Here is a 25,137-nt window from a genome sequence, read left to right on the forward strand (position 1 = left end):
GGGGCGCGTTCGTCAGCTTTCGTCGTCCTCGTCGCCATCCTCGCCGTCAGAGGGCTGTGTGCTGGCCACGACCGTACCGGTCTGACCGCTCTCCAGGGCGGCGAGCACCGGTTCCGTCTGATGCTTGAAGCTGGCCAGTGCCTCACCGCTCAGGCTACCGCCTTCGGGCAGCGCGACCTTCATGGCATTGACCTGGTTGTTGTTGACCAGGACTTCATAGTGCAGGTGTGGCCCCGTACTGCGTCCGGTATTGCCGGACAGGGCGATGCGTTCACCCATGGTGACGCGATCCCCGCGACTGACCAGCGGCTTCGAGAGATGCAGGTAGCGCGTCTTGTAGCCGTTGTCGTGGCGAATGACGATGTAACGGCCCGCGGCCGGATGGTTGCCGACCTTCTCGACGCGACCGTTGGCCGGCGCCTTCACCGCCGTACCGACGGGCATGGCGAAGTCGGTGCCCTTGTGGGGGCTGATGCGACCGGTCACGGGGTGATGGCGTTGGGGATTGAAGGGGGAGCTGATCCGATACTGACCGTCGAACGGGTAACGATTGAACGAAGGATCGAGGCTGACGCCATCCGGCGTGTAGAACTGGTTGTCCTGCGGGTTGCGGAGCAGTGTCAGGTCCATGCGCGAGCCATCGTACTTGACCGCCAGGATGCGCGGGTCAAGGCTCTGGCCGTCGATGATATCGGATTCCACCAGCACTTCGAAACGATCGCCGCGACGGGTGTCGCGGCGAAAGTCGAGTTTCTTTTCCAGCACCTGGGAGAGCTCGGCCACCTCGGCGCTGGTCAGGCCGGTAGCCTGTGCCGAGCGGGCGAAGCTGCCGCTGACGGTGCCGGCGAACATGCGCTGGGTCGCTTCTCCGGCACGTTCGATGGTCGATATCTCGGTGTCGTCGGCGTCGCGCTTGACCAGATAGCCGTCACGCGGGTTGCTCATGATACGCAATGCCGCGAGTTTTCCCTCGGCATCGAGCTGATATTCGAAGCGTTTGCCGACGTTCCATCGGGTCAGCAATTCGGGCTCGGGCATCTTGTCCAGCAGGGCCATGACCTCGCGATACCCCATCCCGAAACGATCCTGTGCCAGAGCCGTGAAAGTGTCGCCGGACCGGACGGTATAGGTGCGCCATTCGGGCACGAAGGGTTCGTTGGCGGCGATTTCTTCCTCGAGAATGATCGGGCCTTCATCGAACAGTTCGAGCTCGTCTTCGCTGATATCCTCGTAGGAGGTGGCATCGGCCATGAGGCGCTTGTCGGATGCCAGCATGCCGCTGGCCACGGTGCCGAGCACGACGGCGATGTGGCGGGCGCTGTCGTCGCTGGGGGACAACGGGCTGGTCGCTGGCGTATCGGTGGCCGAGACGACGGCATCGCGACCGGCCTGGGCGGCGTCGATGAAGTCGATGTCGACGACTTCACTGGCGGTCAACTGCGAGAGCGGAACGTGTTCGCGAGTGGCGTCCACGGCGCGCGAGGCGACGTCGATCGCTTCGGAGACAGGGTCGCGATCCAGGGCAAGAGAAGGAACGCCAGGACTGATGTTAGGTTCGAGAGGGACGAGCATTGTATCGGTCTGGGTCGTGTCATGCTCGTATCGGGAGTCTTCCAGGGTGGAGACGATCTTGTGAGCGCCCAGCACGGTGACCATGGTGGCAACGGGTAACAATAGTAACTTGTGCGTGCGGGGCAGCGAATGAAGGATTCGCATCATGAAATTGGGCCGTCGTGACTGAATGAATAAACGTAAATGACATATAAATAGGCATGAGAACCATACCCCATGAAACGGGGAGTGCCTAGTCTATACATTCATACAGTAGTCGGCCGTCCCGCCCCGTCACCAAGCGGGGCGAGCGATGCAAAGGGAAATCGAACGCTGTTTGCTAAAGGCGACAATGCCATGCCTTATTGGCCGTTGGCAAGCCCCTGTTCGTTTGGTGAATGCGTCAGGGTTCCATCACGATAGTCGCGCATGGCCTGCTCCAGCTCGTGTGTGTGATTCATCACGAAAGGGCCATGGTGAGCGATTGGCTCCTGATGGGGTTCGCCGGCGAGCAGCAGCACCTGGGCCTTGTCGATGCCGTGCAGCGTCAGGATGTCGCCCGGGCCGAAGCTGGCAAGTTCGCCGCGCGCGAGGGTGTCGCCATTGGCCGTCAGGCTGCCGTCGAAAACGAATGCCAGCAACCGTGTGGCATGGTTCTCGAGCGACAGGGAGGCCCCGGCGTCGAGGCGCAGGTGCGCCATGGCACCTTGGCCGGCCAGGGCGTCGAGAGGCCCTTCGAGCGTGTCGCCGCCCGAGGTTCTCCAAGTGCCGCCCAAGGCGATCAATTCCACGCCAGGTGCCCGGTGGCGAGGCATTTCGTCGGGACTCACGTCGCGATAGGTGGGCTCGCTCAGCTTGTCGTGGGCCGGCAGGTTGATCCATAGCTGGAACGCGTGGAGCCCTTCGGCATCGGTGAAAGGCGTTTCGCCATGGATAATGCCGTGGCCGGTATGCATCCACTGGGCACCGCCGGCACCGATGCTGCTGTGGTGGCCAAGATGGTCCTCATGGCGCAGGCCACCATGCACCACATAGGTGAGCGTCTGGATGCCGCGATGCGGGTGGGGCGGGAAGCCGCCGATGTCATCGTCTCCCGGGGAGGCGACGAGTTCGTCGAGCATCAGAAAGGGATCCAGGCCACCGCCGAAATCGTGCAGACGCAGGATATCGACGCCATCGCCGTCACGGCTGGCCTGGCCGCGCTGGCGGCGGGTCACTGGTCGCTGAATGGGCATGTTCATGAAGGAATCTCCTCGGTAGTGGAGGGTATGGGTGGCATTCTAGTCCGATATTTTCGAAAATTAAGCGCATATATTTGGGTTGTATGTTCGAGGGAATCGAAAATGTCGCGTGTCACGCTTGCGCAATGGCAGATGCTTGCTGCCGTGGTCGATCATGGGGGCTTCGCCCGTGCCGCCGAGGCGATCCACAAGAGTCCTTCCACGCTCAATCATGCGGTCCACAAGCTTGAGGAGCAGCTCGGCGTTGAAGTGTTGGAGCCGGTGGGGCGGCAGGTGCGCCTGACCGAGGCAGGCGAGCTGTTGCTGCGCCGTGCTCGTCAGCTCCTGGAGGGCGCCGAGGCCCTGGAAGATGTCGCCGAGCGGCTCGGCGAAGGGCTGGAGGCCGAGATCGTGCTCAGCGTCGATCAGATCTTTCCTCCCGATGTCCTGGCGCGCGCCATGGAGGCCTTCTCTCGTGACTATCCCCATGTGCGCGTGCAGCTTCACGAATCGGTGCTCAACGGTGGCGTCGAGATGCTGTATGACGGCTCGGCCGACCTGATCATTTCAGGACTTGCCGCCCAGGGCTTTCTGGGTGAGCCGCTGGTCTCGGTGCGTTTCGTCGCTGTGGCGCATCCCGAGCATCCCCTGCACAAGCTGGAGCGTGTGCTGGATCTGCGTGACCTGGAGCAGCATCGCCAACTGGTGGTGAGAGATTCCGCGCAGCGCCAGTCGCTGGATGCGGGGTGGCTGAAGGCCGAGCAGCGCTGGACGGTCAGTCATCTCAGTACCTCCATCGACATGCTCGAACGCAATCTGGGATTCGCCTGGGTACCGGAGACGTTGATCGAGGCGTCATTGGCAAGTGGTCGGCTCAAGCCACTGCCATTGTCGGCCGGTGGCACGCGTGAAGCGCCCATGCAGCTGATCCATCGCGATCGCGACCGTGCAGGCCCGGCAACGCATGCCATGGCGCAGCATTTGCGGGATGAAGTGGCGGTCTGCCCGGATGCGAGAAGGCAAGGCTGATTTTGGCTGCACTCGGCGCCCCGTCTCGTATGGCTCCCGACATGAAGCCGCACGCCCTTCAGGATCGATAAAATCGAATGAATGCCGCCAAAAACTGCGCTTGAGCGCCAAGTTTTTCGGCATAAGCTGGCAGCATAGCCTGACAGGAAAAGGAGCGGCGACATGGGCCTGCTGATCGAGGGGCGCTGGCATGACCAGTGGTACGACACCAAGCAGCATGGTGGGGAATTCGTGCGTGAATCCGCCAAGCTGCGCGACTGGGTGACCGCCGACGGCGGTCCCGGCCCGGATGGGCAGACCGGCTTGCCCGCCGAGGCGGGGCGTTATCACCTTTATGTGTCGCTGGCATGTCCCTGGGCGCATCGCACTCTGATCATGCGTCGTCTCAAGGGGTTGACGTCATCGATCGACGTGTCCGTGACCAGCCCGCTGATGCTGGATCAGGGCTGGAGCTATCATCGCGACGAGGGATCGAGTGGCGACTCGCTCAACGGTGTCGAATTCCATCATCAACTCTATACCCTGACCGATCCCCACTATACCGGCCGCGTGACCGTGCCGGTGCTGTGGGACAAGCATGAGAAACGCATCGTCAACAACGAGTCGGCGGAACTGGTGCGCATGTTCAACGGCGCCTTCGACGACCTGACCGGCAATCGCCTGGACCTGTATCCCGAGGACCTGCGCGGGACCATCGATGCCGTCAATGCCGATGTCTATGATCACGTCAACAATGGCGTCTACAAGGCGGGCTTCGCTACCGAGCAGTCGGTCTACGAGAAGCACGTGGATGCGCTGTTCCAGGCACTGGATCGTCTCGAGGCGCGTCTCGCCGAGCAACGTTATCTGGCCGGCGAGTGGCTGACCGAGGCGGACATTCGCTTGTTCACCACCCTGGTGCGCTTCGACGCGGTCTATCACGGGCACTTCAAGTGCAACCTGCGCCGTCTGGAGGACTACCCGAACCTGTCCCACTACCTGCGCGAGCTCTATCAGTGGCCGGGTATCGCCGAGACGGTGAACATCGACCACATCAAGCGTCATTACTATGTCAGCCACGGCAACATCAATCCGACGCGCATCGTTCCCGCCGGACCAGTGCTGGACCTGGAGCGGCCTCACGATCGTGAACGCTTGCCGGGGCAGGGGATACGCCAGCGCGGCTGACGCCGCGCTCTCAGCTTGTGTTACGTGCCAGCCAGCGGTCCAGGGCGTTGGCGAATTCCCGTCGGTCCACGTCCGAATAGCCCTTGGGGCCACCGGTGTGCTCACCGCTGGCCCTCAACGTCTCCATGAAATCCCGCATCTGGACCCGGGCGCGGATGTTGCTCTCGTTCAGGGCTTCCCCCCGGCTGGTCATGACGCTGGCGCCGCGTTCGATGGCCGCCATGGCCAGGGGCAGGTCGGAGGTGATGACCAGATCCTGCTCGGCGAGACGGTCGACGATTTCGTCATCGGCGGCATCGAAGCCATGACTCACCGTCAGCCCCTTGACCCACTTCGATGGCGGCAGGGGGATCTGATGGTTGGCCACGAAGGTGGTCGGCGTGGCGGTCCGCTCGGCGGCGCGCACGATGATCTCGCGGGCGATTCGGGGGCAAGCGTCGGCATCGACCCAAAGGTTGGGCATATCGGAGGACCTCGAGGAAAGGACTGGCCAGGGTGGTGCGACAATGGTAGCATGCGCGCTCCTCGCATGTGCTGACCCCACCATCATGACGACGCGACCCGTTCACCGACGTGAACGCGGTGGTCGACAACGCCGGGCCGAGGCCCAACGCGTTTGAACTGTGTAGATGGAGCGCCGACGAGAGTTCGCCACCAGGGCGAATTCGGCGCAGACGGTCGCCACGATGTGCTCGCCAAGCCGGCGGGCAAGCATCGGATGCTAGGTGCGACCGGCGTCCCCGACTCCGCTTGAGACTCCCGCAATGTTCGGGACCTTGACTGTACGCCAGGTGTACGGGACGCCATGACTGATGTTTCTTGCCGGTGATCCCGGCCTACCAAGGTGTGATTCATGACCTCGACTTCCGTCGCCTCGCCGAGTTTCGGCGATCTGGCCCTGCTGCCCGCCGTTCTCTCCGCCATTGAGACGCTCGGTTACGAAACGCCGTCACCGATCCAGGCACAGACCATTCCGGCTCTGCTGGAAGGCCGCGACATGCTGGGCCAGGCCCAGACCGGTACCGGCAAGACGGCTGCCTTTGCCTTGCCGATTCTCTCGCGCCTCGAACTCGAGCGACGCGAACCCCAGGTGCTGGTACTGGCGCCGACCCGCGAGCTGGCGCAGCAGGTTGCCGCGTCCTTCTCCAAGTACGGCCAGAATCTCAAGGGCCTGGAAGTGGCGACCCTGTGCGGTGGCATGGAATACCGCGACCAGCTTCAGGCATTGCGCCGAGGCGCTCAGGTCGTGGTCGGCACGCCCGGTCGGATCATCGATCACCTGGATCGCGGTAGCCTCAAGCTCGGCGGTCTCTCCGCCCTGGTGCTGGACGAGGCCGACGAGATGCTGCGCATGGGCTTCATCGACGACGTCAAGCGCGTGGTAGCCGATACCCCCGTGGACGCCCAGCGCGTGTTCTTCTCCGCGACGCTACCCACCGAGATCGAGCGCATCGTCAATCAGTACCTGGTGGAGCCGGTCAAGGTAACCATCGAATCGCGCGCCTCCAGCGGCGACAACATCGAACAGCGCCGGGTGCGCATCGATGGCGGCGCCAAGCTGGAAGCCCTGGCACGCATCCTCGAGGTCGAACCCGTCGACGCGGCGATCGTCTTCGTGCGGACGCGAGCGGCCTGCACCACCTTGATGGAGCAACTCTCGGCGCGTGGCCTGAATGTGGCGAGCCTGTCGGGCGACCTGGACCAGAGCCTGCGCGAGCGCACCATCACGCGTCTCAAGCGCGGCAAGATCGATGTGCTGATCGCCACCGACGTGGCGGCGCGAGGCCTGGACGTGCCGCGCATCACGCACGTCATCAACTATGACCTGCCGCAGGATGCCGAAGCCTATACCCACCGTATCGGCCGGACCGGTCGTGCCGGTCGCGATGGGATCGCCATCACCTTTGCCGGCAACCGTGAAGGCCGCAAGGTCGGCTGGCTCGAGCGTGCCACCGGCCGCAAGATGGAAGACATGGAACTGCCCGACGAGTCGGCCATCCGCGCACATCGCGATGCCGTCTTCCAGCAGCGCGTGGTCGGCTCGCTGACCAAGGATGCCGATACCCAGCGTGAGCTGGTCGAGCGTCTGATCGAGGAAGGCCATGATCCGGTCGAGCTGGCCTGCGCCTTCGCCGCCCTGGCGCGCGCCGATGAAGCGCCCATCGGTCGCCTGCAGGCACCGCGCAAGGAGCGTGCACCGCGCGAAGGACGCGAAGGGAAGGCGCCGCGTCGTGAGCGCGGTCCCACCGAAGGCATGACGCGCTATCGCGTCGCCGTGGGCCACAAGGATGGCATCAAGCCTGGCCAATTGGTCGGTGCCCTGGCCAATGAAGGGGGCATCGAGGGTAACCGGATTGGTCGGATCGACATCCGCAATGCATTTTCCGTCGTCGAGTTGCCGAGCGGCTTGCCTTCCAGCATTCTGGCCAAGATGGCACGGGCCCGGGTTGGCGGTCGTCCGCTGGAGATCAGCGAGGATCGCGCGCCGCGTCGCCAACGCGATGACGGGGCGGCTCGTCGCGAACGAGCCTGACCACCGTGCCGCTCAAGGGCGGCCGATGAGAAGCATCCAGGCAGGCCGGGGAATCTCCCCGGCCTGCCTGCTTTTAGGCCCCCTTGCAACGAAACGACGAACAACGCTGAGGAACCTGCCATGTGGAAGCGACTGCCATTCCGCTTGCGGGGGTATCTGATCACCATGACCGGTGTGTTGCTGCTGTCGCCGGACGCTCTGTTGATCAAGGATACCCAGGCCGAGGTGGCGACCTTCATGTTCTGGCGCGGCCTGTTGTTGGGGAGCGTGCTGCTGGTCATCGCCGCCCTGCGCTATCGTGCGCGTCTGCCGGATGCCATTCGTGCCTGTGGGGCTGCAGCCTGGTGGTGTCCGCTGGCGTTTGCCGGCAGCGCCTGGGCCTTCGTCTGCGCGGCGCGCCTGACCGCTGCCGGCAACGTGCTGGTGATGATGAACCTGGCACCGCTGGTGGCGGGGCTGATCGGCATGATCGTCTTCGGCCAGCGTCTGCGTCGCCAGACCTGGGTGGTGATCGCCGTGTGCGTGACCGGGGCCTGCCTGATGGCGGCAGGCGAGATTGGCCAAGGAAGCCCGCTGGGACTGGCGATAGCCTTGTTCGTGCCCATCTCCATTGCCGTGAATACCACGGTGGCAAGTGTTCAGCGCGGCGACCGCCAGCGCGGGGTGGACACCACCGTCGTGCTGCCGCTGGGATGCCTGGCGATGCTGGTGCCGGCGGTATTGCTGGGAGGCGCGCAACCACCGCCGCCCGAGGACGTGCAGCGCCTGGCACTGCTGGCGTTGTTCCTGCCGGCGGCCTACTTCCTGATCCAGACCGGGCCGCGCTATCTGCCCGGCGCCGAAGTCAGCCTCGTGATGCTGCTGGAGACACTGGTCGGAGCCCTGCTGGTCTGGTGGTGGCTGGGCGAGGTGCCGCCGCCACTGGCCTTCGTGGGCGGCGGCATGATCGTCGCTGCCATGCTGCTCAGTGGATTGCGCGATCTCCATCGCCAACGCCGCAAGGCCGCTGCCGGCGCCCCGGACGAACGTCTGTTGCAGGAGCAGGTCATGCGCGAGGAAGAGAACGCCGATTGATCGGCCGGCGCTATCCGCTCGGCAAGGGCATTGCCGGTATCTCTCGCCTTGAGGGGCAGGGCATTATGCTGTCGAACGGGTCGACAGGCGTTCGCCCAATGCCGTCATGAAGCGCTCGCCCGCTGCCAGTTGCTCGCACTCGATGTATTCGTCCGGTTGGTGGGCCTGGCTGATGCTGCCGGGACCGCAGATGAGGGTGGACAGCCCCTGGCGCTGGAACTGGCCGGCCTCGGTGGCATAGGCCACGGCCGACGCCTCGACCTCGCTGCCCAGCAAGGCACGGCAGAGTCCCAGCACCTCGTCGTTGTCGCGGTCGGCCAGGGCGGGCACGGTGACGTTCAGCGCCTCGGTCACGATGCCGGTCTCCGGCGCGGTCCGTTGCATTTCGGCCTCCAGCTCGGCGGCATAGGCATCAACGCGGCCGCGCAGCTCCTCGATCTCGTCGCTCGGCAGGTGACGAATCTCCCACTCGAAGGTGCATTGGCGGGCCATGATGTTGATCGCCGTGCCGCCTTCGATCCGCCCCACGTGCAGGCTGGAATGGACCACGTTGAAGGCTTCGTCGACGCGCCCCTCGGCCTTGAGTTCGCGCATGACGTCCTCGATCTTGGTCACCAGCCGGGCCGCCACGTGGATGGCCGAGACGCCTTGATAGACTTGGCTCGAGTGGGCCTCGCGGCCGGTGACCGTGGTGCGCAGGTTGGTCGCCCCCTTCTGAGCCACCACCGGCTGCATCAGTGTCGGCTCGCCGACGATCACCGTCGAGGGGCGAGGGTGATCGGCCATCAAACGCTCGATCATGCGTGGCGCGCCGACGCAGCCCACTTCCTCGTCGTAGGAGAAGGCCAGCCACAGCGGCCTTTCCAGTGTCATCGTCACCCAGCGGGGCACCTCCGCCAGGGCGCAGGCGATGAAGCCCTTCATGTCGCAGGTGCCACGCCCGTAGAGGCGGCCATCGTTGCCGTCGCGCAGAACGAAGGGATCGCTCGACCACGGCTGGCCATCCACCGGCACTACATCGGTGTGGCCGGAAAGCACCACGCCACCTTCCACCGCCGGCCCGATGCGGGCCAGCAGGTTGGCCTTGCGGCTATCGTCGCTTTCGATGCGCCAATGCTCGACGCCATGATCGTCGAGCCAGGCCTCGATCCACTCGATCAGGGCCAGGTTGGAATCTCGCGATACGGTAGCAAAGCCCACGAGGCGCTGAAGTATCTCGGTGGCGGTCATGGCGGCTCCTGGGTCAAGAATTCGAAGGGAGATTAGCACGCGGGTGAGCCTGGTCGCAGCCAGTGCGATGAAACAGGCTATAGGTCCTGCCTATCGGGACGATCATCTTGCTGGCTTGGCGAAAAATAATTAACACGCTTATTGTGTAGCTCACTTCATCATCGAGCCAACGAATCGAGCAAGCGATTCGTCGCGACAGGAGAGAGACCATGGCCGACACCACATTATTCACTCCGCTCCGGCTCGGCAGCCTGAGTCTGCCCAATCGCGTCATCATGGCGCCGCTGACGCGAGCCCGCACTCCCGACAGCGTGCCCGGAAAACTGCAACAGGCCTATTACGGTCAGCGTGCCGGCGCAGGTCTCATCATCAGCGAGGCGACCAATATTTCGCCGACGGCGCGTGGCTATGTCTATACCCCCGGCATCTGGACCGACGCCCAGGAAGCCGGCTGGCAGCAGGTCGTCGAGGCCGTGCATGCCAAGGGCGGGCGCATTGCCCTGCAACTCTGGCACGTTGGGCGCGTGTCCCATGAAATGGTCCAGCCCGACGGCCAGCCGCCCGTGGCGCCCAGCGCGTTGAAGGGCGAAGGTGCCGAGTGCTTCGTCGAGTTCGAGGATGGTTCCGCCGGACGGCACCCTACCAGCACGCCCCGGGCGCTGGAGACCGACGAGATCCCGGGTATCGTCGAGGACTATCGCCAGGCGGCCGTGCGCGCCAAGCGAGCCGGCTTCGACATGGTGGAGGTGCATGCCGCCAATGCGTACCTGCTCAACCAGTTTCTGGCCACCGGCACCAACCAGCGTACCGATCGCTACGGCGGTTCGGTCGAGAATCGCGCGCGCTTCCCGCTGGAAGTGGTCGATGCCGTGGCCGAGGTGTTCGGCCCGGATCGCGTGGGTATTCGCCTGACTCCCTTCATCGAGATCTTCGGCCTCAGCGACGACGAGCCCGAGGCGATGGCCTTCTACCTGGCCGAGCAGCTCGGTCGACGCGGCCTGGCCTATCTCCATTTCAACGAGCCCAACTGGGCCGGTGGCGATGTCACGTTCCCGGAAGGATTCCGTGAGCAGATGCGCGAGCGTTTCGGCGGCAGCCTGATTTACTGCGGTCATTACGATGCCGAGCGTGCCCAGCAGCGTCTGGAGGAAAACACCGCCGATGCCATCGCCTTCGGCCGGCCCTTCATCGCCAACCCGGATCTGCCGGAGCGCCTGCGTCTGGGCGCCTCGCTCAATGAGCCGGATCAGGGCACCTTCTACGGTGGAGGCGAGCAGGGCTACACCGACTATCCCTTCCTCGACAATGGGTACGATCACCGAGCCTGAGGGGCCACGCATCTTCATCAATGTTCATCAGCCCGGCCAGTGTGCCGGGCTTATTGCGTCGAGGTTATGGCATGATGACGGCACCCGGCCAGGGAGGCATTTCCGGGGGCGTCGTTTCATTGAGTGGCTTGAGGATGTGATATGTTCCATTACCAACCGCGTCAGTTGGCCGAGGTCGTATTGGCCATCATGGGGATCTGGCTCGTGGTTAGCCGCATGCCGGATTATGCGGCTTCTCTGTATGTGGCGTGGTCGAGTGCAGCGGTGTCGCAGCCATCGGATGGCCCGAACGTACTGCTCCTGCAAAGCGTGTATTTTCTGGTCAGTGGACTGCTGGGGCTGGCGCTGATCCTGGCGCGCAAGCCGCTCGCTGCCTGGATGTCGCCGGTTTCCACCGAGGCGCCTGCCGCCACCGAGTCGCTGGTGGCGGTGGGGGCGGCCGTTGTCGGCGTCTATTATCTCGCTGACGGGGCGGTCACGCTGAGCATGCAGATGGCCTCGGCCAGCCAGGCCTTCCTCTGGCAGGGCGGTGTGTCGATGGTCGTCGGTATTGTCCTGTTCGCGGTCTCCGTTGGCCTTGGCCGCTTGTGGGGGCTGCTGCGGGGGCGGCAAGAGCTCTGAGCACGTTCTGCACGCGTTGAGGTTCACTCCCGCTCGCTCTTCGTCGAGCGCAGTAACACTCGGTCCATGCCGCGCGTGCTGAGTACACGCTTGAGCGCGGCGAACAGATGGGTCGGTAGGGTGACCGCGTAGCGGGGCTTCGGTCGCCGGCTCTCTAGGGCATGGATGAGCTTGGCGACCACCGCATCGGCCTCCAGTGCGAAGGGCGTCTTGCCGTCGGGGTTGGCCAGTCGTGCTTCGACTTTCGCGTAGGTGCTGGCATGGGCGCTGTTGGCCGTGTCGATATTGGCCTTGAAGGCACGGTGGGCGTTTTCACGAAAGCGGCTGGCGATGGGGCCGGGCTGGATCAGGCTGACGTGAATGCCGCTGCCCGCGAGTTCCTGGCGCAGGGTGTCGGTCAAGCCCTCCAGGGCGAACTTGGAACAGACGTAGGCGCCGCGATAGGGCAGGGCAGCAAATCCCAGTACCGAACTGTTCTGCACGATACGCCCATGGCCCTGGCCACGCATCATCGGTAGCACACGGGTCGTCAGCTCGTGGGTGCCGAGCAGGTTGGTCTCCAACTGGTCCCGTAACACGTCCCGTCTGAGATCTTCGACGGCACCGGGCTGGCCGTAAGCGCCATTGTTGAAAAGGGCTGCCAGCGCGCCGCCGGTGCGCTGGCTTACTTCCGCCACCGCGGCCTCGATCGAGGCACTGTCGGCAAGGTCCAGCCGCAGGGCTTCGAGTCCTTCCTCCTGAAGCCGGATGACATCTGCCTCGGCCCTTGCGGTGGCAAAGACCCGCCAGTCGCGTGCCGCCATGGCATGGGCCGCGGCATGGCCGATGCCGCTCGAGCAGCCGGTGATCAGCAGGCTGCGTGTCGGTGTCGTCGAGGCGTCCACTGTGCGCGTCTCCTTGCATTCCGCAGGGCGAGAGGGGAGGTGTCACCTCTGTGCCCGATATGATTCGTCGAGTCCATGAAAGCAAGGTGCCGCGCCGTACTCAACGCTGGCAGTTGCCTTGACCATTCAGGGTCTGTGTCGCGTCGACAGTGGCGTCGATGGCCGCGGGATCGAGAATGAGGCCGATGTGGTCGATGCCGGGCAGGTGCTTGATCGGCACATGCCGGCCGGCGTGTTGAAACACGGGGTCGAACTGCTCGGCACGAAAGATCTGGTCGTCCTGGCCCACCAGCACCTGCATGGGGCAATCGAGCGCTTTCAGGGTGGCACGATAATCGGGCTTGGGTCGGTAATTCTGCGCGAGCGTGAACGAATAGGCCGTGGTGAGCGAGGGGGCGGCGTCATCATCGACGGCGTAGCGCATCACCGGCAGATGATGGAAGGCATTGATGCCGAGTCGGTCGAGCAGGATGAGCGCAATGTAACGGGGCAGGCCGACGCTCGTCCAGCCGCCGCTGTCGGGCCGATGGGTCGGTGCCTCCTGGCTGATGAAGGGCGCCAGCAGCAGGTAGTGGTCAAACAGCCGCTGGCGCTGACTGCCGGCGACGCGCAGCGCAAAGCCGCCGCCGGAGGAGAAGCCGACCAGAGTGCGCGGGCGGGCCGGAGCGATGGTCACCAGGAAGTCTTTTAGATCGTTTTCGAGTTGCCCGATGTAGGCAATGTCGCCTTTGGTGCCCGAGGCGCCGTGGCCGCGCACATCCAGCGAGTAGACCATGAAACCGGCCGCGGCATGGGCCTTGGCCAGCGGGTGCAGGCTGCGACTGTTACCAGCCGAACCGTGGAGCAGCACGACGCTTCCCTGGGCGGCGTCGGAGGCCGGTGGGTAATGGCGATAGGCGAGCTGGCTGCCATCGCGTGCCGGATAGTGACTGAGTTCCGGCAGGTCGCGATAGTCGACGGTGCTGAACGGGGCGTTGATGTCTTTCATGGCCGCCGGCCGGGACGGGCCGCCGAGGACGAGTGCCATGGCGACGATGCCCACCGAGGCGACGAGGATCAGCAGCACTAGGCCCGCAGCGATTTTCATGAGGCCTCGCTCAAGCATTGACCAGTGTGGCGCGACTGGTGCCGTTGCCGATGGGGGCAACGTGGATCTGCACCGGTATGCGTTCGTGCATTTCCTGGACGTGGGAGATCACGCCGACGCGGCGACCCAGGGCCTGGAGGCCGTCCAGCGCTTCCATGGCCAGGGCCAAGGAGTCTGGATCGAGGCTGCCGAAGCCCTCGTCGATGAACAGCGATTCGATGGTCAGCTCGCCGGAGGCCATCGAGGCCAGCCCCAGGGCGAGGGCCAGCGAGACCAGGAAGGTCTCGCCGCCGGAGAGCGAGTGCACCGAGCGGCGTTCGTCGCCCATGTCGCGGTCGACGACCAGCAGGCCGAGCTCGCTGCCGCCGCGCACCAGACGATAGCGTCGGCTGAGGCCTGTCAGGTGCGCATTGGCGTGCTCCAGCAACTGTTCGAGGTTGTAGGCCTGGGCGATGCGACGGAACGTCTTGCCGTCGGCGGAGCCGATCAGCTCGCTGATCCGGCCCCAGCGGCGATACTCGGTGCGGGCCGCTTCCAGCTCGGCCTGGCCTTGCTGCTGGCGCGCGCGCTTGCGGTCGTCGTCACGCAGGGCATGCTGGGCGTCGTCGCGCTGTCGTTGGGCATCCTCGAGCCGTGGCGCGAGCGCCTCGCGTTCGCTGGCCAGCGCCTCGCGACGCTCGCGGAGCCTGGCCTCGGTGCTTTCCCCCAGCAGAGCCGCGTCGTCTTCGTCGCTCTCGTCATCTTCGGTCAGCCCCTGATCGCGGCGGTGAGCGAGCAGTGCCTGGCGACGTTCGGCGAGGGTGGCATAGGCCTGCTGGCGGGCCCGCTCGGCGTCGTCGAGCTGCTGCTCCAGGCGTTGCGCCTCGTCGTCGGATTGGTCCAGCAGCCGGGTGAGCGTGGCGTCGTCCAGTTCGGGATGGGCTCGGCGCCATTCGGCCAGCTCGTGGTCCAGGGTATCGCGCTCCTGGTGGAAGGTCTCGAGGCGCTGGCGTTCATGGTCGCGCTGCTGGGCGAGACGTTGCGCTTCCTGCCTGGCCTCATGCAATCGGCTCAGTGCGCTATCCCGGGCTTGATGGGCCTGGGCCTGTCGGTCGTCGAGGGATTGTTGCCAGGCGTCCGGCGAGGCGTGTTCGCCGAGCTGGGCCTGTAGCTGGCGCGCGATGTCGTCACGTTGCGACCGCAAGGGCGGGAGGCGCTCGGCCAGCTCGGCCAGTTCCTTGTCGAGGGCCTCTCGCCGGGATTCGAACCTGGCCAGGACGAGTTCGTCCTGCTGCAGGGCACGCTCGAGCGGGGCCAGCTCGGCCTCGGCCTTGGCCAGATCGTTCAGTATTCGCTGGTGATGCGCTCGGGCAGCTTCGCTCGCGTCGCGTTGGGCGGCCAGCCAGGCATCGCGTTCGGCGTCTTCGATGGCGTCGAGTTCAGCGTGGAGAGGGTGATCGTTCAGGGCCTGGCGAGCCTCGTTGTGTTGCTGCTCGGCTGTTTGCGCATCCTGACGGCGCTGCTTGAGCGCGGCCTCGAGGGCGCGGTATTCGCCGACCAGGTTGTCACGCGCTTGCCGCGCCTGGTCGAGCGCTGCCTGTGCCTCGTTCAACTGGCGTTCTTCCTCTGCCTGCTGGGCGGCAAGCTGGGTGGCCTCCGGCGTCGGTGGTGGGTGATGGCGCCAGGGATGGTCGAGGCCACCGCAGACGGGGCAGGGCTCGTCCTCCTGCAAGCCTTCGCGCAGCCTCGCCACGCTCTCGCTGCGCACGGCGCGAGAGCGCTCGATGACGGCAGAGATGCTGGCGTAGTGGTTGTGCCTTTCATCGAGGCGGCGCCGAGCGTTCTGGCCCTGCTCCAGGAGCGTCGCCAGGCGACGTTCGTCGTCGCTGAGCTGGTCGGCCAGGCGTCGTTGGGTCTCGGTGGCGTGGCGGACCTGCCGCCAGCGGCTGGCCAGTTCTTCCAGGGCCAGGTGACGTCGGGCGGCCTGGTCGAGCTGACGCTGGGTCGCTTGGCGGGCGTCCTCGAGTCGTGGATGTTCACCCATCAGTTGCGTGAGCGTTGCCTGCCGGGCGTCGCGTTGCTGGCGGCGCTCGTGGTGTTCGGCCCTGGCTTGCCGATGCTGGGTGTCGAGCTCGACACGCTGGCGTTGACGCTCGGCCTGGGTGGCTTCCCGCTCGGCCAGTTGCTGCTGGATACCGGCGAGTTGCTGGGCCTGGTCGCGGGCTTCGCGCAGCCTCGGGTCGGCCCGACGTCGAGCTTCAGTGGCGTCATGCAGGGCATGCTCGGCTGCGGTATGGGCCTGGCTGGCCTGCTGGCAGGTCGTTTCACTGTTCCTGAGCGCTTCGAGCGTTGCGGCGTGAGTGGTTTCCAGGGTGGCGATGTCGCCGGGTAGCGCGGCCTGGCGCGCAAGGCGGTGGCGCTGGGGGAGAATCAGTCGTCGCCACTCGCGGTCGGCACGGGCAGCCGCCAGTTCCCGCCAGCCGGCATCGGCCTGTTGCTGCTGGTGCCGCCCCTCGGCGACGGCGAGGCTAAGGCGGTCGTCGGTGTCGTGCCAGCGCTGACGAGCGTCCAGCCGGTCTTGCCGTTGCTGTAGTTCGGCCAGGGCCTGATGGGCGGATGCCGCTTGCTGCTCGAGCTCGGCGCGGGCCTGTGGCTCGGCGGGCAGGTCGTCGGCGAGCTTGGCTTCGAGCGTCTCGACGCCTTTTCTGGCCTCGCTGGCCCGGCGGTAGGCGGCGCGTGAGATTGCCGAGTACTCGGCGGTGCCGGTCAGGCGCTCGAGCAGGTCGCTGCGTTCGTTGTCGTCGGCCTTGAGGAAGGCGGCGAACTCGCTTTGCGCGAGCAGCACGGCGCGGGTGAATTGTTCGAAGGTCAGCCCCAGTCGTTCGGGCAGCAGCTTGTCGAACTCTCGCTTCTGGTTGGTCAGCAGGCGGTCATCATCGAGGTCGCGCAGCGACTGATCGACACTCTGCAGTCGTCCGTCGGCCTTGTCGCGGGCACGACGCACCGCCCAGCGTGCACGGTAGCGATGGCCATCGCGGCCCAGGAAGTCGACCTCGGCGTGGCCGCTGGCGGTCCCTCGGCGCAGCAGGGTGCGGGGGTCGCTGGTGGTGAGCGATTGCCCGGCGGGGTCGTCGACCTGGCTGTCGCGGTTGGGCGCCTGGCGCAGGCGTGGCGTGTTGCCGTAGAGCGCCAGGCAGAGCGCGTCGAGCAGGGTGCTCTTGCCGGCGCCGGTGGGCCCGGTGATGGCGAACAGGCCGGCCGAGGCCAGCGGCTCGGCGGTGAAGTCGAGTGCCAGCGGGCCGGGCAGCGAGGCCAGGTTGGCCAGGCGCAGGGCGAGGATCTTCATGCGTCGGCCTCCGGGTCGTCGAGCACGTCCTGGTGCAGGCGGTCGAAATCGGCCAGGACGTCGTCGTCGGGCGGGGCGTCCCAGCGTTCGCGCCAGGTGCGTTCGAAGAGCTTGCGCGGGCCCAGTGTCTGCAGGTCGATACGTGCCGAGGTGGTATCGCCCTCACGCTGGGGCAGACGACGCGAAAGCCGCAGCAGGCGCAGGGCCTTGCCCTCCAGGGCGGCTTCCACTCGCGCGCGGAGGTCGGGCACCGGGGCGTCGAGCGCGACCGTGACTTCCAGCCATGGCCAGCGTTCGCGAGGCAGGGCCGGGTCATCGGTCAGCGCGTCCAGTTCGGAGAGGACCTCGTCCAGCGGTGCCGGGCCGAGGCGGTGCATGGCCACCGGGCGCGGTACGTGGAGTGCCTCGCTGCCGGTCAGTCGTTCACCGTCGAGGCTGACCTCCACCACCTGGTGGGGGTAGTCGACTTCACTGAAATCCAGCGGCAGGGGGCTGCCGCTGTAGCGGATGCGAGGCTCGCCGACCTGCTGGGCGCGGTGCAGGTGGCCAAGTGCCACATAGGCGATGTCGTCGGGGAAGAGGGCGGCGGAGATCGACTCCTCGCCGCCGATCACGATGGGCCGTTCGCTGGCCTCGGAGACGGTGGCGCCATGCAGATGGGCGTGGCTCATGGCCACCAGCGCCTGGCCGGATTCGCGCCGTTGCCGGGCGGCATCGATCAGTCGTTCATGGACGCTCGAGATGCCGCTGACATAGTCGTCGGCGTCGCCACCGGTGACCTCGGCAGGCCGCAGGAAGGGCAGCGCCAGGCACCAGGCTTGCGTCTCGCCGGCCGCATCGGTGAGCGGCACCAGCAGGTGGTCGGCATCGAGTTCGCCGTCTTCCTGCCAGACGACGCGCCCCAGGGCGTGGGTGCGAAGGCGGCGCATCAAAGGCGCGGGAAGCTCGATGCGGTTGCCGCTGTCGTGGTTGCCGGCGATCAGCACGATATCCAGGTGCGGCAAGCGCTCGTGGGCGCTGACGATGAAGTCGTACAAGAGTTCCTGGGCGCGCAGCGAAGGATTGACCACATCGAAGATATCCCCGGCGACCAGCAGGGCGTCGGCGTCGCGCGCGATGAGGGTCTCGAGCAGCCAGTCGAGGAAGGCGCGGTGCTCGGTGTGGCGCTCCTGGCCGTGGAAGCTCTGGCCCAGGTGCCAGTCGGCGGTGTGGATCAGTCTCAGCATTGGCTTCCCGGTGGCTGGTCAGGCGGCAAAACCGTAGTCTAACCCGAGAGATGCCCATGAATCAGGAAGCCCGAATGTCCAATCCTCCCTTGCATGACTGGAACCTCGCGCCGAAAGCGGCCATCGAGCTGCAGAAGCAACTGGCCGGCCGGGTCGAACTCGAAGATCGACTCGAAAGGATTCGCCATATCGCCGGTGTGGATATCGGCTTCGAGGAGAGCGGTGATATCACGCGTGCGGCGGTGGTCGTGCTGGCCTGGCCGCCAGCCGCCCCCGGCGAGTTCGAGGTAGTGGAGCAGGTCGTGCATCGCGAGCCGACGCGCATGCCTTATATTCCCGGCCTGTTGTCGTTTCGTGAGGTACCGGCGGCCCTGGCCGCCTTCGACAAGCTGACGACCAAGCCCGAACTGGTGATGGTGGACGGTCAGGGCATCGCGCATCCGCGCCGGCTGGGCGTGGCCAGCCACCTGGGGCTATGGCTCGACCTGCCGACCATCGGGGTTGCCAAGTCGCGGCTTTGCGGTCGCCACGCCACGCCGGGAGACGAGAGGGGCGACTGGATGCCCCTCATGGACGGCGAGGAGACCATCGGCGTGGTGCTGCGTTCCAGGACCGGCGTCAAGCCGGTGTTCGTGTCGCCCGGACACCGCCTTTCGCTGCCCACGGCGCTGGAATGGGCGACGGCTTGCCTGGGGCGCACCAAGCTGCCCGAGCCGACTCGCCTGGCGGATCGGCTAGCGTCGCGGCGAGGGTAGATGAGGTTGCTTTCGCCGGCGTGGTTCCGGTGCGGCATGGGACGCCAAGGGCACTGATGTTGATGCTATTTTCCCTTGTTCCTGTGAGGGCATCCCGGCCAACAGCAGGGGCGACGCTTTCCCGCCTTGAGATCGGCGCTCACTCGCGAGATGCGGCGGTGTCTCGTCTCGGGTTTCTTGGCGTCTTCTACCCAGCATATCCACTCATTGCGCGCGATGGGCGTAATGGCCTCCCAGAGCACTAGCACTGAGCTGTCGCCGGCGAGGACGTGTCGCAGGTCCTCGGGGACATCATGTACAACACCGGCGGAGATGGTTTTTCGGATCATGAGGGGGCATCGCATGAGTCATTGATGCTTGATGGTCTCGTCAGACTAGAACGACTGGCGGTGATTGGCCAGAAGCGAGCATTCCGCTTCAGATGAGGCGTGTTTTCCCGTCGCGTTCCGCGGGTTCAAACTGGGTATACTGCGCTTCCATTCTTCTCCATTCTCCCGACGAGCCCGCTCATGACCCACCATGCCGATCCGCTTTCCGCCACCCGAGCCTGGGTTGAATCCTTCGTGGTTGGCCGTGAGGTCTGTCCCTTTGCGGGACGCGAAATTGCCCGGGACAGCGTGCGCTATGTGACGGTGGAGGCCGCACGGCTGGAGGCTGCCCTGCTGCGATTGATGGAAGAGTGCTGGCATCTCGATACGCATCCCGAGACCGAAACGACCCTGCTGGTATTGAGCGACGGGCTGGCGGATTTCGACGACTATCTGGATGCGCTGGGGCTGGCCGAGTCGCTGCTGGTGGAGCAGGGCTATGAAGGGATCTATCAGTTGGCGAGCTTCCACCCGGACTATCAATTCGAAGGCGAGGCGGAGGATGCGCCGCGCAATTTCACCAATCGCTCGCCCTGGCCGATGTGGCATCTGATCCGCGAGGCCGGGCTCGAGCGGGCCTTGGCCCATTACCCCGATCCCGAGGGAATCCCCGTGCGTAACGAGGCCCGGATGCAGGCGTTGGGCACCGAACGGTTGGCCGCGTCACTGGCTGCGTTGCGGGGAGCGGCGCGGTAGCGTTCGGCCGCTGCCGAGAAGGGCCGATTGCATCGCTCAGGTCAGGGCCAGCCAGGCTTCGACGAGCCAGCGTCCGCAGCGCTCGATCTCGGCCTCCGTGGCACCGGCATAGCCAAGCACCAGCCCCGGCTGGCCGGGGGCGCGTAGGTAATAGCCGGAAAGCGGCGATAACCGCAGGCCGGCCTCCTTGCTTCGCCGGAGCAGCTCGCGTTCCAGATCATGGCTTGCCAGGTAGGCGACCAGGTGCATGCCCGCATGGCCGGACGAGAGTTCTAGCCCGTGTGCCACTGCCGGTGCCAGTACATGTCGCAGTGCGGCCTGTCGAGTCTGGTAGCACCGGCGCATGCGTGCCACGTGGCGCGCGAAATGGCCTTCGCTGATGAAGTCGGCAAGCGCTGCCTGGGTGATGTACTGTCCTTCCCGGTGCAGGCGGGCATTGACGCTCCGAAAGGTCGTCACCAGTGACGGCGGCAGTACCAGGTAGCCGAGCCGCAGCCCGGGATAGAGAACCTTGCTGAAGGTGCCGACATAGATCACCGGCGCGTTGTCCATCAGTCCCTGGAGCGAGGCGATCGGCGCGCTGGTGTAGCGAAATTCGCTGTCGTAGTCGTCCTCGATGATCCAGGCGCCATGCTGCTGGGCAAGTCCCAGCAGCGCCGTGCGTCGCGTCAGCGACAGGGTAGCGCCGCTGGGGTACTGGTGCGATGGTGTCACGTAGATCAGTTTGGGGGAGGGCACCTCGGGCGGCAGCGATGCGACGTTCAGGCCCTCGTCGTCGACCGGCACCGGCTGCAGTGTCAGGCCTGCCGCGGTGAAGCAGGCCTGCGCGCCGCCGTAGCCTGGCTCTTCCAGCCAGACGGCATCGCCGACATCGGCGAGCAGGCGCGCGATCAGCTCGAAGCCCTGCTGCGCGCCCTGGGTGATCAGGATCTGTTCCGGCTGGCAGCGTACCGAGCGCGATAACCGCAGGTAGTCGCACAGTGCCTCGCGCAGTGTCTCCACACCGCCTTCATTCCGGTAATCGAACCAGTCGATGGGGGCTCGCTGCTGGTGACGGCGCAGCAAGCGTTGCCAGCGCTCGCGAGGAAAACGATCCAGTGCCGGCACACCCGGAGCGAAGGCCGTATGCCGCGCGCTGGGAGGCGTCGCGAAGTCGAGGAGGCGTTCGCCGCGATGCGAGAGCGTCGCAGGTGGCGTCGGCGGGACATCGAGGGGCGTCTGCGGGTCCCACTGCCAGTCGGCCACGAAGACGCCGGCACCGGGACGCGACACCAGAAAGCCTTCGGCGGCGAGGCGGTCGACCGCGCTCAGCACCGTGTTGCGCCCAATGCCGAGCTCGGCCGCCAGTTGCCGGGACGAGGGCAGGGCACTCCCCGCAGGGAGCCGGCCCTGCTGGATGCCGCCGCGCAGGGCGTCGTAAAGGCGCTGGCCGAGCGTGCGGGCATCCGGCTCGGCCAGTTGAAGATTCAGTGCCTCCTGAATCCAGAGGCGGTGGGCATTCGGATCAGCCACTGGTTCCCCATGTATCGGCCAAACTGGTTCTTCTTGGGGAACCATTATGTCGTCAGACTGAGGCTTCGTCATGTCCGAACGCGAGCCTTGCCATGATCACGATTCGTGCTGCTACCCACGCCCACCTCGACGACCTGGTGCCCCTGGTCGACGGCTATCGACGGTTCTACCACCAACCCGGCGATGTCGACGGTGCTCGCCGTTTCATGAGCGAGCGTCTCGTAAAGGGCGATGCCCATGTGTTGCTGGCCCTCGATGACGACGATCATGCGATCGGCTTCGCGCAACTCTTTCCGGTCCCGTCCACGACGAGCCTGGCGTCACGCTGGATCCTCAACGATCTGTTCGTCATCCCCGAAGCTCGCCGCCAGGGCGCCGGGAGCGCCTTGCTGGAAGCGGCTCGCGAACGGGCTCATGCCCATGGTGTATCGCAGCTGATGCTGCGCACCCAGGTCGACAACGAGATGGCCAAGGCCCGCTACCATGCGCTTGGCTGGCAGCGCGACGCGGTCTTCGATACTTACCTGCTGACGATCTGAGAGCGTGATGCCATGACCCATGAAATCAATGACTATGGCCAGCCGGTCGGTTCCGGTCTCCCGCATTGGCAACCGCCGTCAGAACCTGGTGCCGAATGCCTGGCAGGGCGTTTCTGCCGACTGGAACCGCTGGACGCCGCCCGCCATGCCGAGGCTCTGTGGCAGGCGTGGCAGGTGCCGGCCCCGGAGATCGACAACGACACCGAGGCGTGCGCCCGCTGGACCTATCTGGGTGGCCGTCCCTTCGACGACGCGATCGGCTGTCGAGACTGGCTGGCCCGCATGAGTGCAGCCCCGGACATGCGGTGTTACGCCGTCGTCGATGCCACCGAGGGGCAGGCGGTGGGCATGGCCGCGTATCTCAATATCGTGCCGGGCGATGGTTGCATCGAGATCGGCCATCTGAGCTTCTCGCCCCGCATGGCACGGACTCCGATATCCAGTGAAGCGCTGATGCTGATGATGGCCAATGCCTTCGACAAGGGATATCGGCGTCTCGAATGGAAGTGCGATGCCCTGAATGCGCCATCGCGCCGCGCCGCCGAGCGGCTCGGTTTCCGCTTCGAGGGCATTTTTCGTCAGCACCGGGTCGTGGCCGGGCGAAACCGGGATACGGCCTGGTTCTCGCTTTTGGATGGTGAGTGGCCGGCGATTCGCGAGTGCCACCGCCGCTGGCTGGCCCCCGAGAACTTTGACGCCACGGGCCGCCAGCATCGTTCGCTCACGTCGATGACGGCCGCCCTGCGTCACGATCTTTCCCCAGCTTGAGAGGCGAACCATGTATCAGCCGCCCCAGTTTCGCATCGACAGTCGTGCCGAATGTCATCGGGCCATCGAGGAGGCGCCTTTCGCTACGCTGGTAACCCGTGATGCATCCGGCGAGCTGAGTGCCGATCACTTGCCATTGTTGCTGACACCGGCGGGAGACGAGTGGCCAGCGGATACCTTGTGTGGCCATATCGCGCGCGCCAATCCGCTTGTCAAAAGGCTTGCGAGCTTCCAGGAGGGCATCGAGGCCCTGGCGATCTTTCATGGGCCTCAGGTCTATATCACGCCGAGCTGGTATCCGGCCAAGCGTGAGCACGGCAAGGTGGTGCCGACCTGGAACTATCAGGTGGTGCACGCGCATGGCCGGCTGCGCCTGATCGACGATCCACATTGGCTGCGCGAGATGGTGACCGCGCTCACTGAACGCTTCGAAGGCGAGCGGCAGAGACCCTGGCGGATCGATGATGCCCCCGACGATTACATCGCGGCGATGTGCCGCGCCATCGTCGGGATCGAGATCTCCGTCGAGCGTCTGACGGGCAAGCGCAAGGCGAGCCAGCACAAGCCGCTCGAGGAACGTCGGGCGATCCAGCGAGGCCTGCGGGACGAGTATGGCGTCAACGAACGAGATGCCGCCAGCCTCGGCGGCATCTCGTCATCAAGCTTCGCAAGCGATTAGACGATATCCAGTGGCTCCTTGCGTTCCGGTGCCGGAAAGGCGGCATCGAGCCGGGCCAGGGCATCGTCGTCAAGAGCGACCTCGAGGACGGCGGCATTGTCGCGCACATGTTGCGGTTGTACCGCCTTGGGAATGGCGATGACATCGCGTTGGCCGTCTACCGGGCGAATGGCCCAGGCCAGCAGCAACTGGGCCGGAGTCAGGTCGCGCTCGGCGGCCAGTGCCGTGATGTCGGGATGATCGAGCAGCCGGCGGCGCAGGCGGCCGGCCTGGGCCAGCGGACAGTAGCCCATCAGTGGCATGCCATGCTCGCGTTGCCAGGGGCGCAGCGAGTGCTCGATACCCCGTGAGCCGAGGTGGTAGAGCACCTGGTTGACGGCGCAGTCGCCACCGCCCGGCGTTGCGCTCAGTGCCTGCATGTCGTCGATGTCGAAGTTGGATACGCCGAAACGGCGGATCTTGCCGGATTCGCGTAGCCGATCGAAGGCTTCCAGGGTCTCGTCCAGCGGAATGCCGCCGGGCCAGTGCAGCAGATAGAGATCCAGATAGTCGGTACCCAGGCGTTGCAGGCTGCGTTCGCAAGCGGCGATGGCGTGGTCGCGCCCGGCATTCCAAGGGTAGACCTTGGAGACCAGGAAAGCATCGTCACGGCGGCCGCGGAGCGCCTCGCCGACCACTTCCTCGGCGCCGCCGTCGCCGTACATCTCGGCGGTATCGATCAGCGTCTGGCCGAGGTCCAGCCCTTGCCGAAGGGCACGTACCTCGTCGGCGCGAGGCGCCAGGCCTTCTCCCATGAACCAGGTGCCCTGGCCGATGGCGGGAAGTTCGATGGCGGCTTCATGGGAGGTGGCAGCGAGGGTAACGCGGGAAGAAGTCGTCATGACGTATCCTCATTGGTGGATATTGGCGACCAGTGGTTTTGGAAGTATTTTCCATATATTCTGGTCGCAGGCCGTTCAGGATGCAATGCGCGTCCTTGTGTCCTGGAAGGGTCATCCCAATGATCTATGGTGTAGGAGCAACGCTGCGACCCACCCCAACATAGAGGAGTCGACATGAGCATCAAGAAGAATGGAAGCGCCGTCTGGCAGGGCGGCCTCAAGGATGGCAAGGGCACGGTATCCACCCAGAGTGGCGTGCTCGATGAGGTGTCCTACAGTTTCGCCAAGCGTTTCGAAGGCGAGGGTGGCTCCAATCCCGAGGAACTGATCGGGGCGGCCCATGCCAGTTGTTACTCGATGGCGTTGTCGATGATTCTCGGCGAGGCGGGCTATACGCCGGAACGCATCGCCACTCAGGCGACGGTTTCGCTGGAAGAGGATTCGGGCGGCTTCAGCATCACCGCGATTCATCTGGAGACCCGTGCCAGCGTTCCCGGTGCCGATGAGGCGGCCTTCGAGGACGCCGCCAACAAGGCCAAGGCTGGGTGCCCGGTGTCCAAGCTGTTCAATGCCGAGATCAGCCTGGACGCTAAGCTGGAATCGTAGTCGCCCTTGCTGACCTCTCAGGACAAAGGCCACCCTCGGGTGGCCTTTTCTTGTTTCG

At 65.4% G+C, this 25,137-nt stretch carries 23 protein-coding genes; 12 read left to right on the forward strand and 11 right to left on the reverse strand.

Annotated features, from left to right (window positions below; genetic code table 11):
- Window positions 1-12: 12 nt before the first annotated feature.
- Both A9O65_RS09620 and A9O65_RS09625 read right to left on the reverse strand, forming a co-directional pair.
- Window positions 13-1,719, reverse strand: a complete 1,707-nt coding sequence (locus A9O65_RS09620; protein WP_064701998.1) for a peptidoglycan DD-metalloendopeptidase family protein — start codon at window positions 1,717-1,719, stop codon at window positions 13-15.
- A 194-nt stretch (window positions 1,720-1,913) separates the two neighbouring features.
- Complete coding sequence (locus A9O65_RS09625) at window positions 1,914-2,792, reverse strand: pirin family protein (protein WP_064698019.1); 879 nt, start codon at window positions 2,790-2,792, stop codon at window positions 1,914-1,916.
- A gap of 102 nt (window positions 2,793-2,894) precedes the next feature.
- On the opposite strand from A9O65_RS09625, the gene A9O65_RS09630 reads away from it, so the two are divergent.
- Both A9O65_RS09630 and A9O65_RS09635 read left to right on the forward strand, forming a co-directional pair.
- Window positions 2,895-3,800 carry a LysR family transcriptional regulator gene (locus A9O65_RS09630; RefSeq protein ID WP_064698020.1) on the forward strand — a complete coding sequence of 302 codons (906 nt, stop codon included), beginning with the start codon at window positions 2,895-2,897 and terminating at the stop codon, window positions 3,798-3,800.
- Window positions 3,801-3,962: 162 nt separating this feature from the next.
- Window positions 3,963-4,967, forward strand: coding sequence for a glutathione S-transferase family protein (locus A9O65_RS09635; RefSeq protein WP_064698021.1), 1,005 nt, complete (start codon window positions 3,963-3,965; stop codon window positions 4,965-4,967).
- Between the two features lie 10 nt (window positions 4,968-4,977).
- On the opposite strand, the gene A9O65_RS09640 is transcribed toward A9O65_RS09635, so the two are convergent.
- Window positions 4,978-5,430 (reverse strand): YaiI/YqxD family protein, encoded by a 453-nt coding sequence (locus tag A9O65_RS09640; protein WP_064698022.1) that lies wholly within the window; start codon window positions 5,428-5,430, stop codon window positions 4,978-4,980.
- A 390-nt stretch (window positions 5,431-5,820) separates the two neighbouring features.
- Between A9O65_RS09640 and A9O65_RS09645 the strand changes: the two genes are divergently transcribed.
- Together A9O65_RS09645 and A9O65_RS09650 are read left to right on the forward strand one after the other, a co-directional pair.
- A complete protein-coding gene (locus A9O65_RS09645) occupies window positions 5,821-7,500 on the forward strand; it encodes a DEAD/DEAH box helicase (protein ID WP_064701999.1) in 1,680 nt (559 codons plus the stop codon).
- A 120-nt stretch (window positions 7,501-7,620) separates the two neighbouring features.
- A complete protein-coding gene (locus A9O65_RS09650; protein WP_064702000.1) occupies window positions 7,621-8,574 on the forward strand; it encodes a DMT family transporter in 954 nt (317 codons plus the stop codon).
- A gap of 63 nt (window positions 8,575-8,637) precedes the next feature.
- Here A9O65_RS09650 and argE read toward each other — a convergent pair whose 3' ends face one another.
- Window positions 8,638-9,804, reverse strand: a complete 1,167-nt coding sequence (gene argE, locus A9O65_RS09655; RefSeq protein ID WP_064698025.1) for an acetylornithine deacetylase — start codon at window positions 9,802-9,804, stop codon at window positions 8,638-8,640.
- A gap of 209 nt (window positions 9,805-10,013) precedes the next feature.
- On the opposite strand from argE, the gene A9O65_RS09660 reads away from it, so the two are divergent.
- Window positions 10,014-11,132, forward strand: coding sequence for an alkene reductase (locus A9O65_RS09660; protein ID WP_064698026.1), 1,119 nt, complete (start codon window positions 10,014-10,016; stop codon window positions 11,130-11,132).
- 141 nt (window positions 11,133-11,273) lie between these two features.
- Window positions 11,274-11,753 (forward strand): hypothetical protein, encoded by a 480-nt coding sequence (locus A9O65_RS09665; RefSeq protein ID WP_064698027.1) that lies wholly within the window; start codon window positions 11,274-11,276, stop codon window positions 11,751-11,753.
- A gap of 23 nt (window positions 11,754-11,776) precedes the next feature.
- Here the strand turns inward: A9O65_RS09665 and A9O65_RS09670 are convergent, their stop codons facing one another.
- The 4 genes from A9O65_RS09670 to A9O65_RS09685 form a co-directional block, all read right to left on the reverse strand.
- Complete coding sequence (locus tag A9O65_RS09670; RefSeq protein WP_074749289.1) at window positions 11,777-12,637, reverse strand: SDR family NAD(P)-dependent oxidoreductase; 861 nt, start codon at window positions 12,635-12,637, stop codon at window positions 11,777-11,779.
- Between the two features lie 100 nt (window positions 12,638-12,737).
- Window positions 12,738-13,724 carry an alpha/beta hydrolase gene (locus tag A9O65_RS09675; protein WP_074749288.1) on the reverse strand — a complete coding sequence of 329 codons (987 nt, stop codon included), beginning with the start codon at window positions 13,722-13,724 and terminating at the stop codon, window positions 12,738-12,740.
- A gap of 10 nt (window positions 13,725-13,734) precedes the next feature.
- Window positions 13,735-17,049 carry an AAA family ATPase gene (locus A9O65_RS09680; RefSeq protein WP_064702002.1) on the reverse strand — a complete coding sequence of 1,105 codons (3,315 nt, stop codon included), beginning with the start codon at window positions 17,047-17,049 and terminating at the stop codon, window positions 13,735-13,737.
- Window positions 17,046-18,275, reverse strand: coding sequence for an exonuclease SbcCD subunit D (locus tag A9O65_RS09685; protein ID WP_082920156.1), 1,230 nt, complete (start codon window positions 18,273-18,275; stop codon window positions 17,046-17,048). The genes A9O65_RS09680 and A9O65_RS09685 overlap by 4 nt, the downstream gene beginning before the upstream one ends.
- A gap of 74 nt (window positions 18,276-18,349) precedes the next feature.
- Here A9O65_RS09685 and nfi point away from each other — a divergent pair, with 74 nt between their 5' ends.
- Window positions 18,350-19,030, forward strand: coding sequence for a deoxyribonuclease V (gene nfi / locus A9O65_RS09690; protein WP_139180645.1), 681 nt, complete (start codon window positions 18,350-18,352; stop codon window positions 19,028-19,030).
- 65 nt (window positions 19,031-19,095) lie between these two features.
- Here nfi and A9O65_RS16985 read toward each other — a convergent pair whose 3' ends face one another.
- Window positions 19,096-19,374, reverse strand: a complete 279-nt coding sequence (locus tag A9O65_RS16985) for a YdeI/OmpD-associated family protein (RefSeq protein ID WP_369691737.1) — start codon at window positions 19,372-19,374, stop codon at window positions 19,096-19,098.
- Window positions 19,375-19,539: 165 nt separating this feature from the next.
- Here A9O65_RS16985 and A9O65_RS09695 point away from each other — a divergent pair, with 165 nt between their 5' ends.
- Window positions 19,540-20,094, forward strand: coding sequence for a DUF1415 domain-containing protein (locus A9O65_RS09695; protein WP_064698032.1), 555 nt, complete (start codon window positions 19,540-19,542; stop codon window positions 20,092-20,094).
- Between the two features lie 36 nt (window positions 20,095-20,130).
- Here the strand turns inward: A9O65_RS09695 and pdxR are convergent, their stop codons facing one another.
- The gene (pdxR, locus tag A9O65_RS09700; protein WP_437438254.1) at window positions 20,131-21,651 is read right to left on the reverse strand and encodes a MocR-like pyridoxine biosynthesis transcription factor PdxR; all 1,521 of its coding nucleotides are present in this window, start codon (window positions 21,649-21,651) and stop codon (window positions 20,131-20,133) included.
- Window positions 21,652-21,698: 47 nt separating this feature from the next.
- On the opposite strand from pdxR, the gene A9O65_RS09705 reads away from it, so the two are divergent.
- Genes A9O65_RS09705 through A9O65_RS09715 form a run of 3 tightly spaced genes read left to right on the forward strand, consistent with a single transcriptional unit; the run spans window position 21,699 to window position 23,592 of the window.
- Complete coding sequence (locus A9O65_RS09705) at window positions 21,699-22,145, forward strand: GNAT family N-acetyltransferase (RefSeq protein ID WP_064702005.1); 447 nt, start codon at window positions 21,699-21,701, stop codon at window positions 22,143-22,145.
- A gap of 12 nt (window positions 22,146-22,157) precedes the next feature.
- Window positions 22,158-22,913, forward strand: coding sequence for a GNAT family N-acetyltransferase (locus tag A9O65_RS09710; protein ID WP_064698035.1), 756 nt, complete (start codon window positions 22,158-22,160; stop codon window positions 22,911-22,913).
- Window positions 22,914-22,923: 10 nt separating this feature from the next.
- Window positions 22,924-23,592: an FMN-binding negative transcriptional regulator gene (locus A9O65_RS09715; RefSeq protein ID WP_064702006.1), complete on the forward strand. Its 669-nt coding sequence runs from the start codon at window positions 22,924-22,926 to the stop codon at window positions 23,590-23,592.
- On the opposite strand, the gene A9O65_RS09720 is transcribed toward A9O65_RS09715, so the two are convergent.
- Window positions 23,589-24,473, reverse strand: coding sequence for an aldo/keto reductase (locus tag A9O65_RS09720; protein WP_064702007.1), 885 nt, complete (start codon window positions 24,471-24,473; stop codon window positions 23,589-23,591). The genes A9O65_RS09715 and A9O65_RS09720 overlap by 4 nt on opposite strands.
- A gap of 174 nt (window positions 24,474-24,647) precedes the next feature.
- On the opposite strand from A9O65_RS09720, the gene A9O65_RS09725 reads away from it, so the two are divergent.
- The gene (locus A9O65_RS09725) at window positions 24,648-25,079 is read left to right on the forward strand and encodes an OsmC family protein (protein WP_064698038.1); all 432 of its coding nucleotides are present in this window, start codon (window positions 24,648-24,650) and stop codon (window positions 25,077-25,079) included.
- The last annotated feature ends 58 nt before the right edge of the window (window positions 25,080-25,137 follow it).

It is taken from the genome of Halomonas caseinilytica (assembly GCF_001662305.1).
GTDB lineage: Bacteria > Pseudomonadota > Gammaproteobacteria > Pseudomonadales > Halomonadaceae > Halomonas > Halomonas caseinilytica.

What these genes read in the sequence shown, in the direction of transcription:
- A9O65_RS09620 (WP_064701998.1), bottom strand. Translation starts at nt 1,719, where the DNA reads ATGATGCGAATCCTTCATTCGCTGCCCCGCACGCACAAGTTACTATTG.
- A9O65_RS09625 (WP_064698019.1), bottom strand. Translation starts at nt 2,792, where the DNA reads ATGAACATGCCCATTCAGCGACCAGTGACCCGCCGCCAGCGCGGCCAG.
- A9O65_RS09630 (WP_064698020.1), top strand. Translation starts at nt 2,895, where the DNA reads ATGTCGCGTGTCACGCTTGCGCAATGGCAGATGCTTGCTGCCGTGGTC.
- A9O65_RS09635 (WP_064698021.1), top strand. Translation starts at nt 3,963, where the DNA reads ATGGGCCTGCTGATCGAGGGGCGCTGGCATGACCAGTGGTACGACACC.
- A9O65_RS09640 (WP_064698022.1), bottom strand. Translation starts at nt 5,430, where the DNA reads ATGCCCAACCTTTGGGTCGATGCCGACGCTTGCCCCCGAATCGCCCGC.
- A9O65_RS09645 (WP_064701999.1), top strand. Translation starts at nt 5,821, where the DNA reads ATGACCTCGACTTCCGTCGCCTCGCCGAGTTTCGGCGATCTGGCCCTG.
- A9O65_RS09650 (WP_064702000.1), top strand. Translation starts at nt 7,621, where the DNA reads ATGTGGAAGCGACTGCCATTCCGCTTGCGGGGGTATCTGATCACCATG.
- argE (WP_064698025.1), bottom strand. Translation starts at nt 9,804, where the DNA reads ATGACCGCCACCGAGATACTTCAGCGCCTCGTGGGCTTTGCTACCGTA.
- A9O65_RS09660 (WP_064698026.1), top strand. Translation starts at nt 10,014, where the DNA reads ATGGCCGACACCACATTATTCACTCCGCTCCGGCTCGGCAGCCTGAGT.
- A9O65_RS09665 (WP_064698027.1), top strand. Translation starts at nt 11,274, where the DNA reads ATGTTCCATTACCAACCGCGTCAGTTGGCCGAGGTCGTATTGGCCATC.
- A9O65_RS09675 (WP_074749288.1), bottom strand. Translation starts at nt 13,724, where the DNA reads ATGAAAATCGCTGCGGGCCTAGTGCTGCTGATCCTCGTCGCCTCGGTG.
- A9O65_RS09680 (WP_064702002.1), bottom strand. Translation starts at nt 17,049, where the DNA reads ATGAAGATCCTCGCCCTGCGCCTGGCCAACCTGGCCTCGCTGCCCGGC.
- A9O65_RS09685 (WP_082920156.1), bottom strand. Translation starts at nt 18,275, where the DNA reads ATGCTGAGACTGATCCACACCGCCGACTGGCACCTGGGCCAGAGCTTC.
- nfi (WP_139180645.1), top strand. Translation starts at nt 18,350, where the DNA reads ATGTCCAATCCTCCCTTGCATGACTGGAACCTCGCGCCGAAAGCGGCC.
- A9O65_RS16985 (WP_369691737.1), bottom strand. Translation starts at nt 19,374, where the DNA reads ATGCGATGCCCCCTCATGATCCGAAAAACCATCTCCGCCGGTGTTGTA.
- A9O65_RS09695 (WP_064698032.1), top strand. Translation starts at nt 19,540, where the DNA reads ATGACCCACCATGCCGATCCGCTTTCCGCCACCCGAGCCTGGGTTGAA.
- pdxR (WP_437438254.1), bottom strand. Translation starts at nt 21,651, where the DNA reads ATGGTTCCCCAAGAAGAACCAGTTTGGCCGATACATGGGGAACCAGTG.
- A9O65_RS09705 (WP_064702005.1), top strand. Translation starts at nt 21,699, where the DNA reads ATGATCACGATTCGTGCTGCTACCCACGCCCACCTCGACGACCTGGTG.
- A9O65_RS09710 (WP_064698035.1), top strand. Translation starts at nt 22,158, where the DNA reads ATGACCCATGAAATCAATGACTATGGCCAGCCGGTCGGTTCCGGTCTC.
- A9O65_RS09715 (WP_064702006.1), top strand. Translation starts at nt 22,924, where the DNA reads ATGTATCAGCCGCCCCAGTTTCGCATCGACAGTCGTGCCGAATGTCAT.
- A9O65_RS09720 (WP_064702007.1), bottom strand. Translation starts at nt 24,473, where the DNA reads ATGACGACTTCTTCCCGCGTTACCCTCGCTGCCACCTCCCATGAAGCC.
- A9O65_RS09725 (WP_064698038.1), top strand. Translation starts at nt 24,648, where the DNA reads ATGAGCATCAAGAAGAATGGAAGCGCCGTCTGGCAGGGCGGCCTCAAG.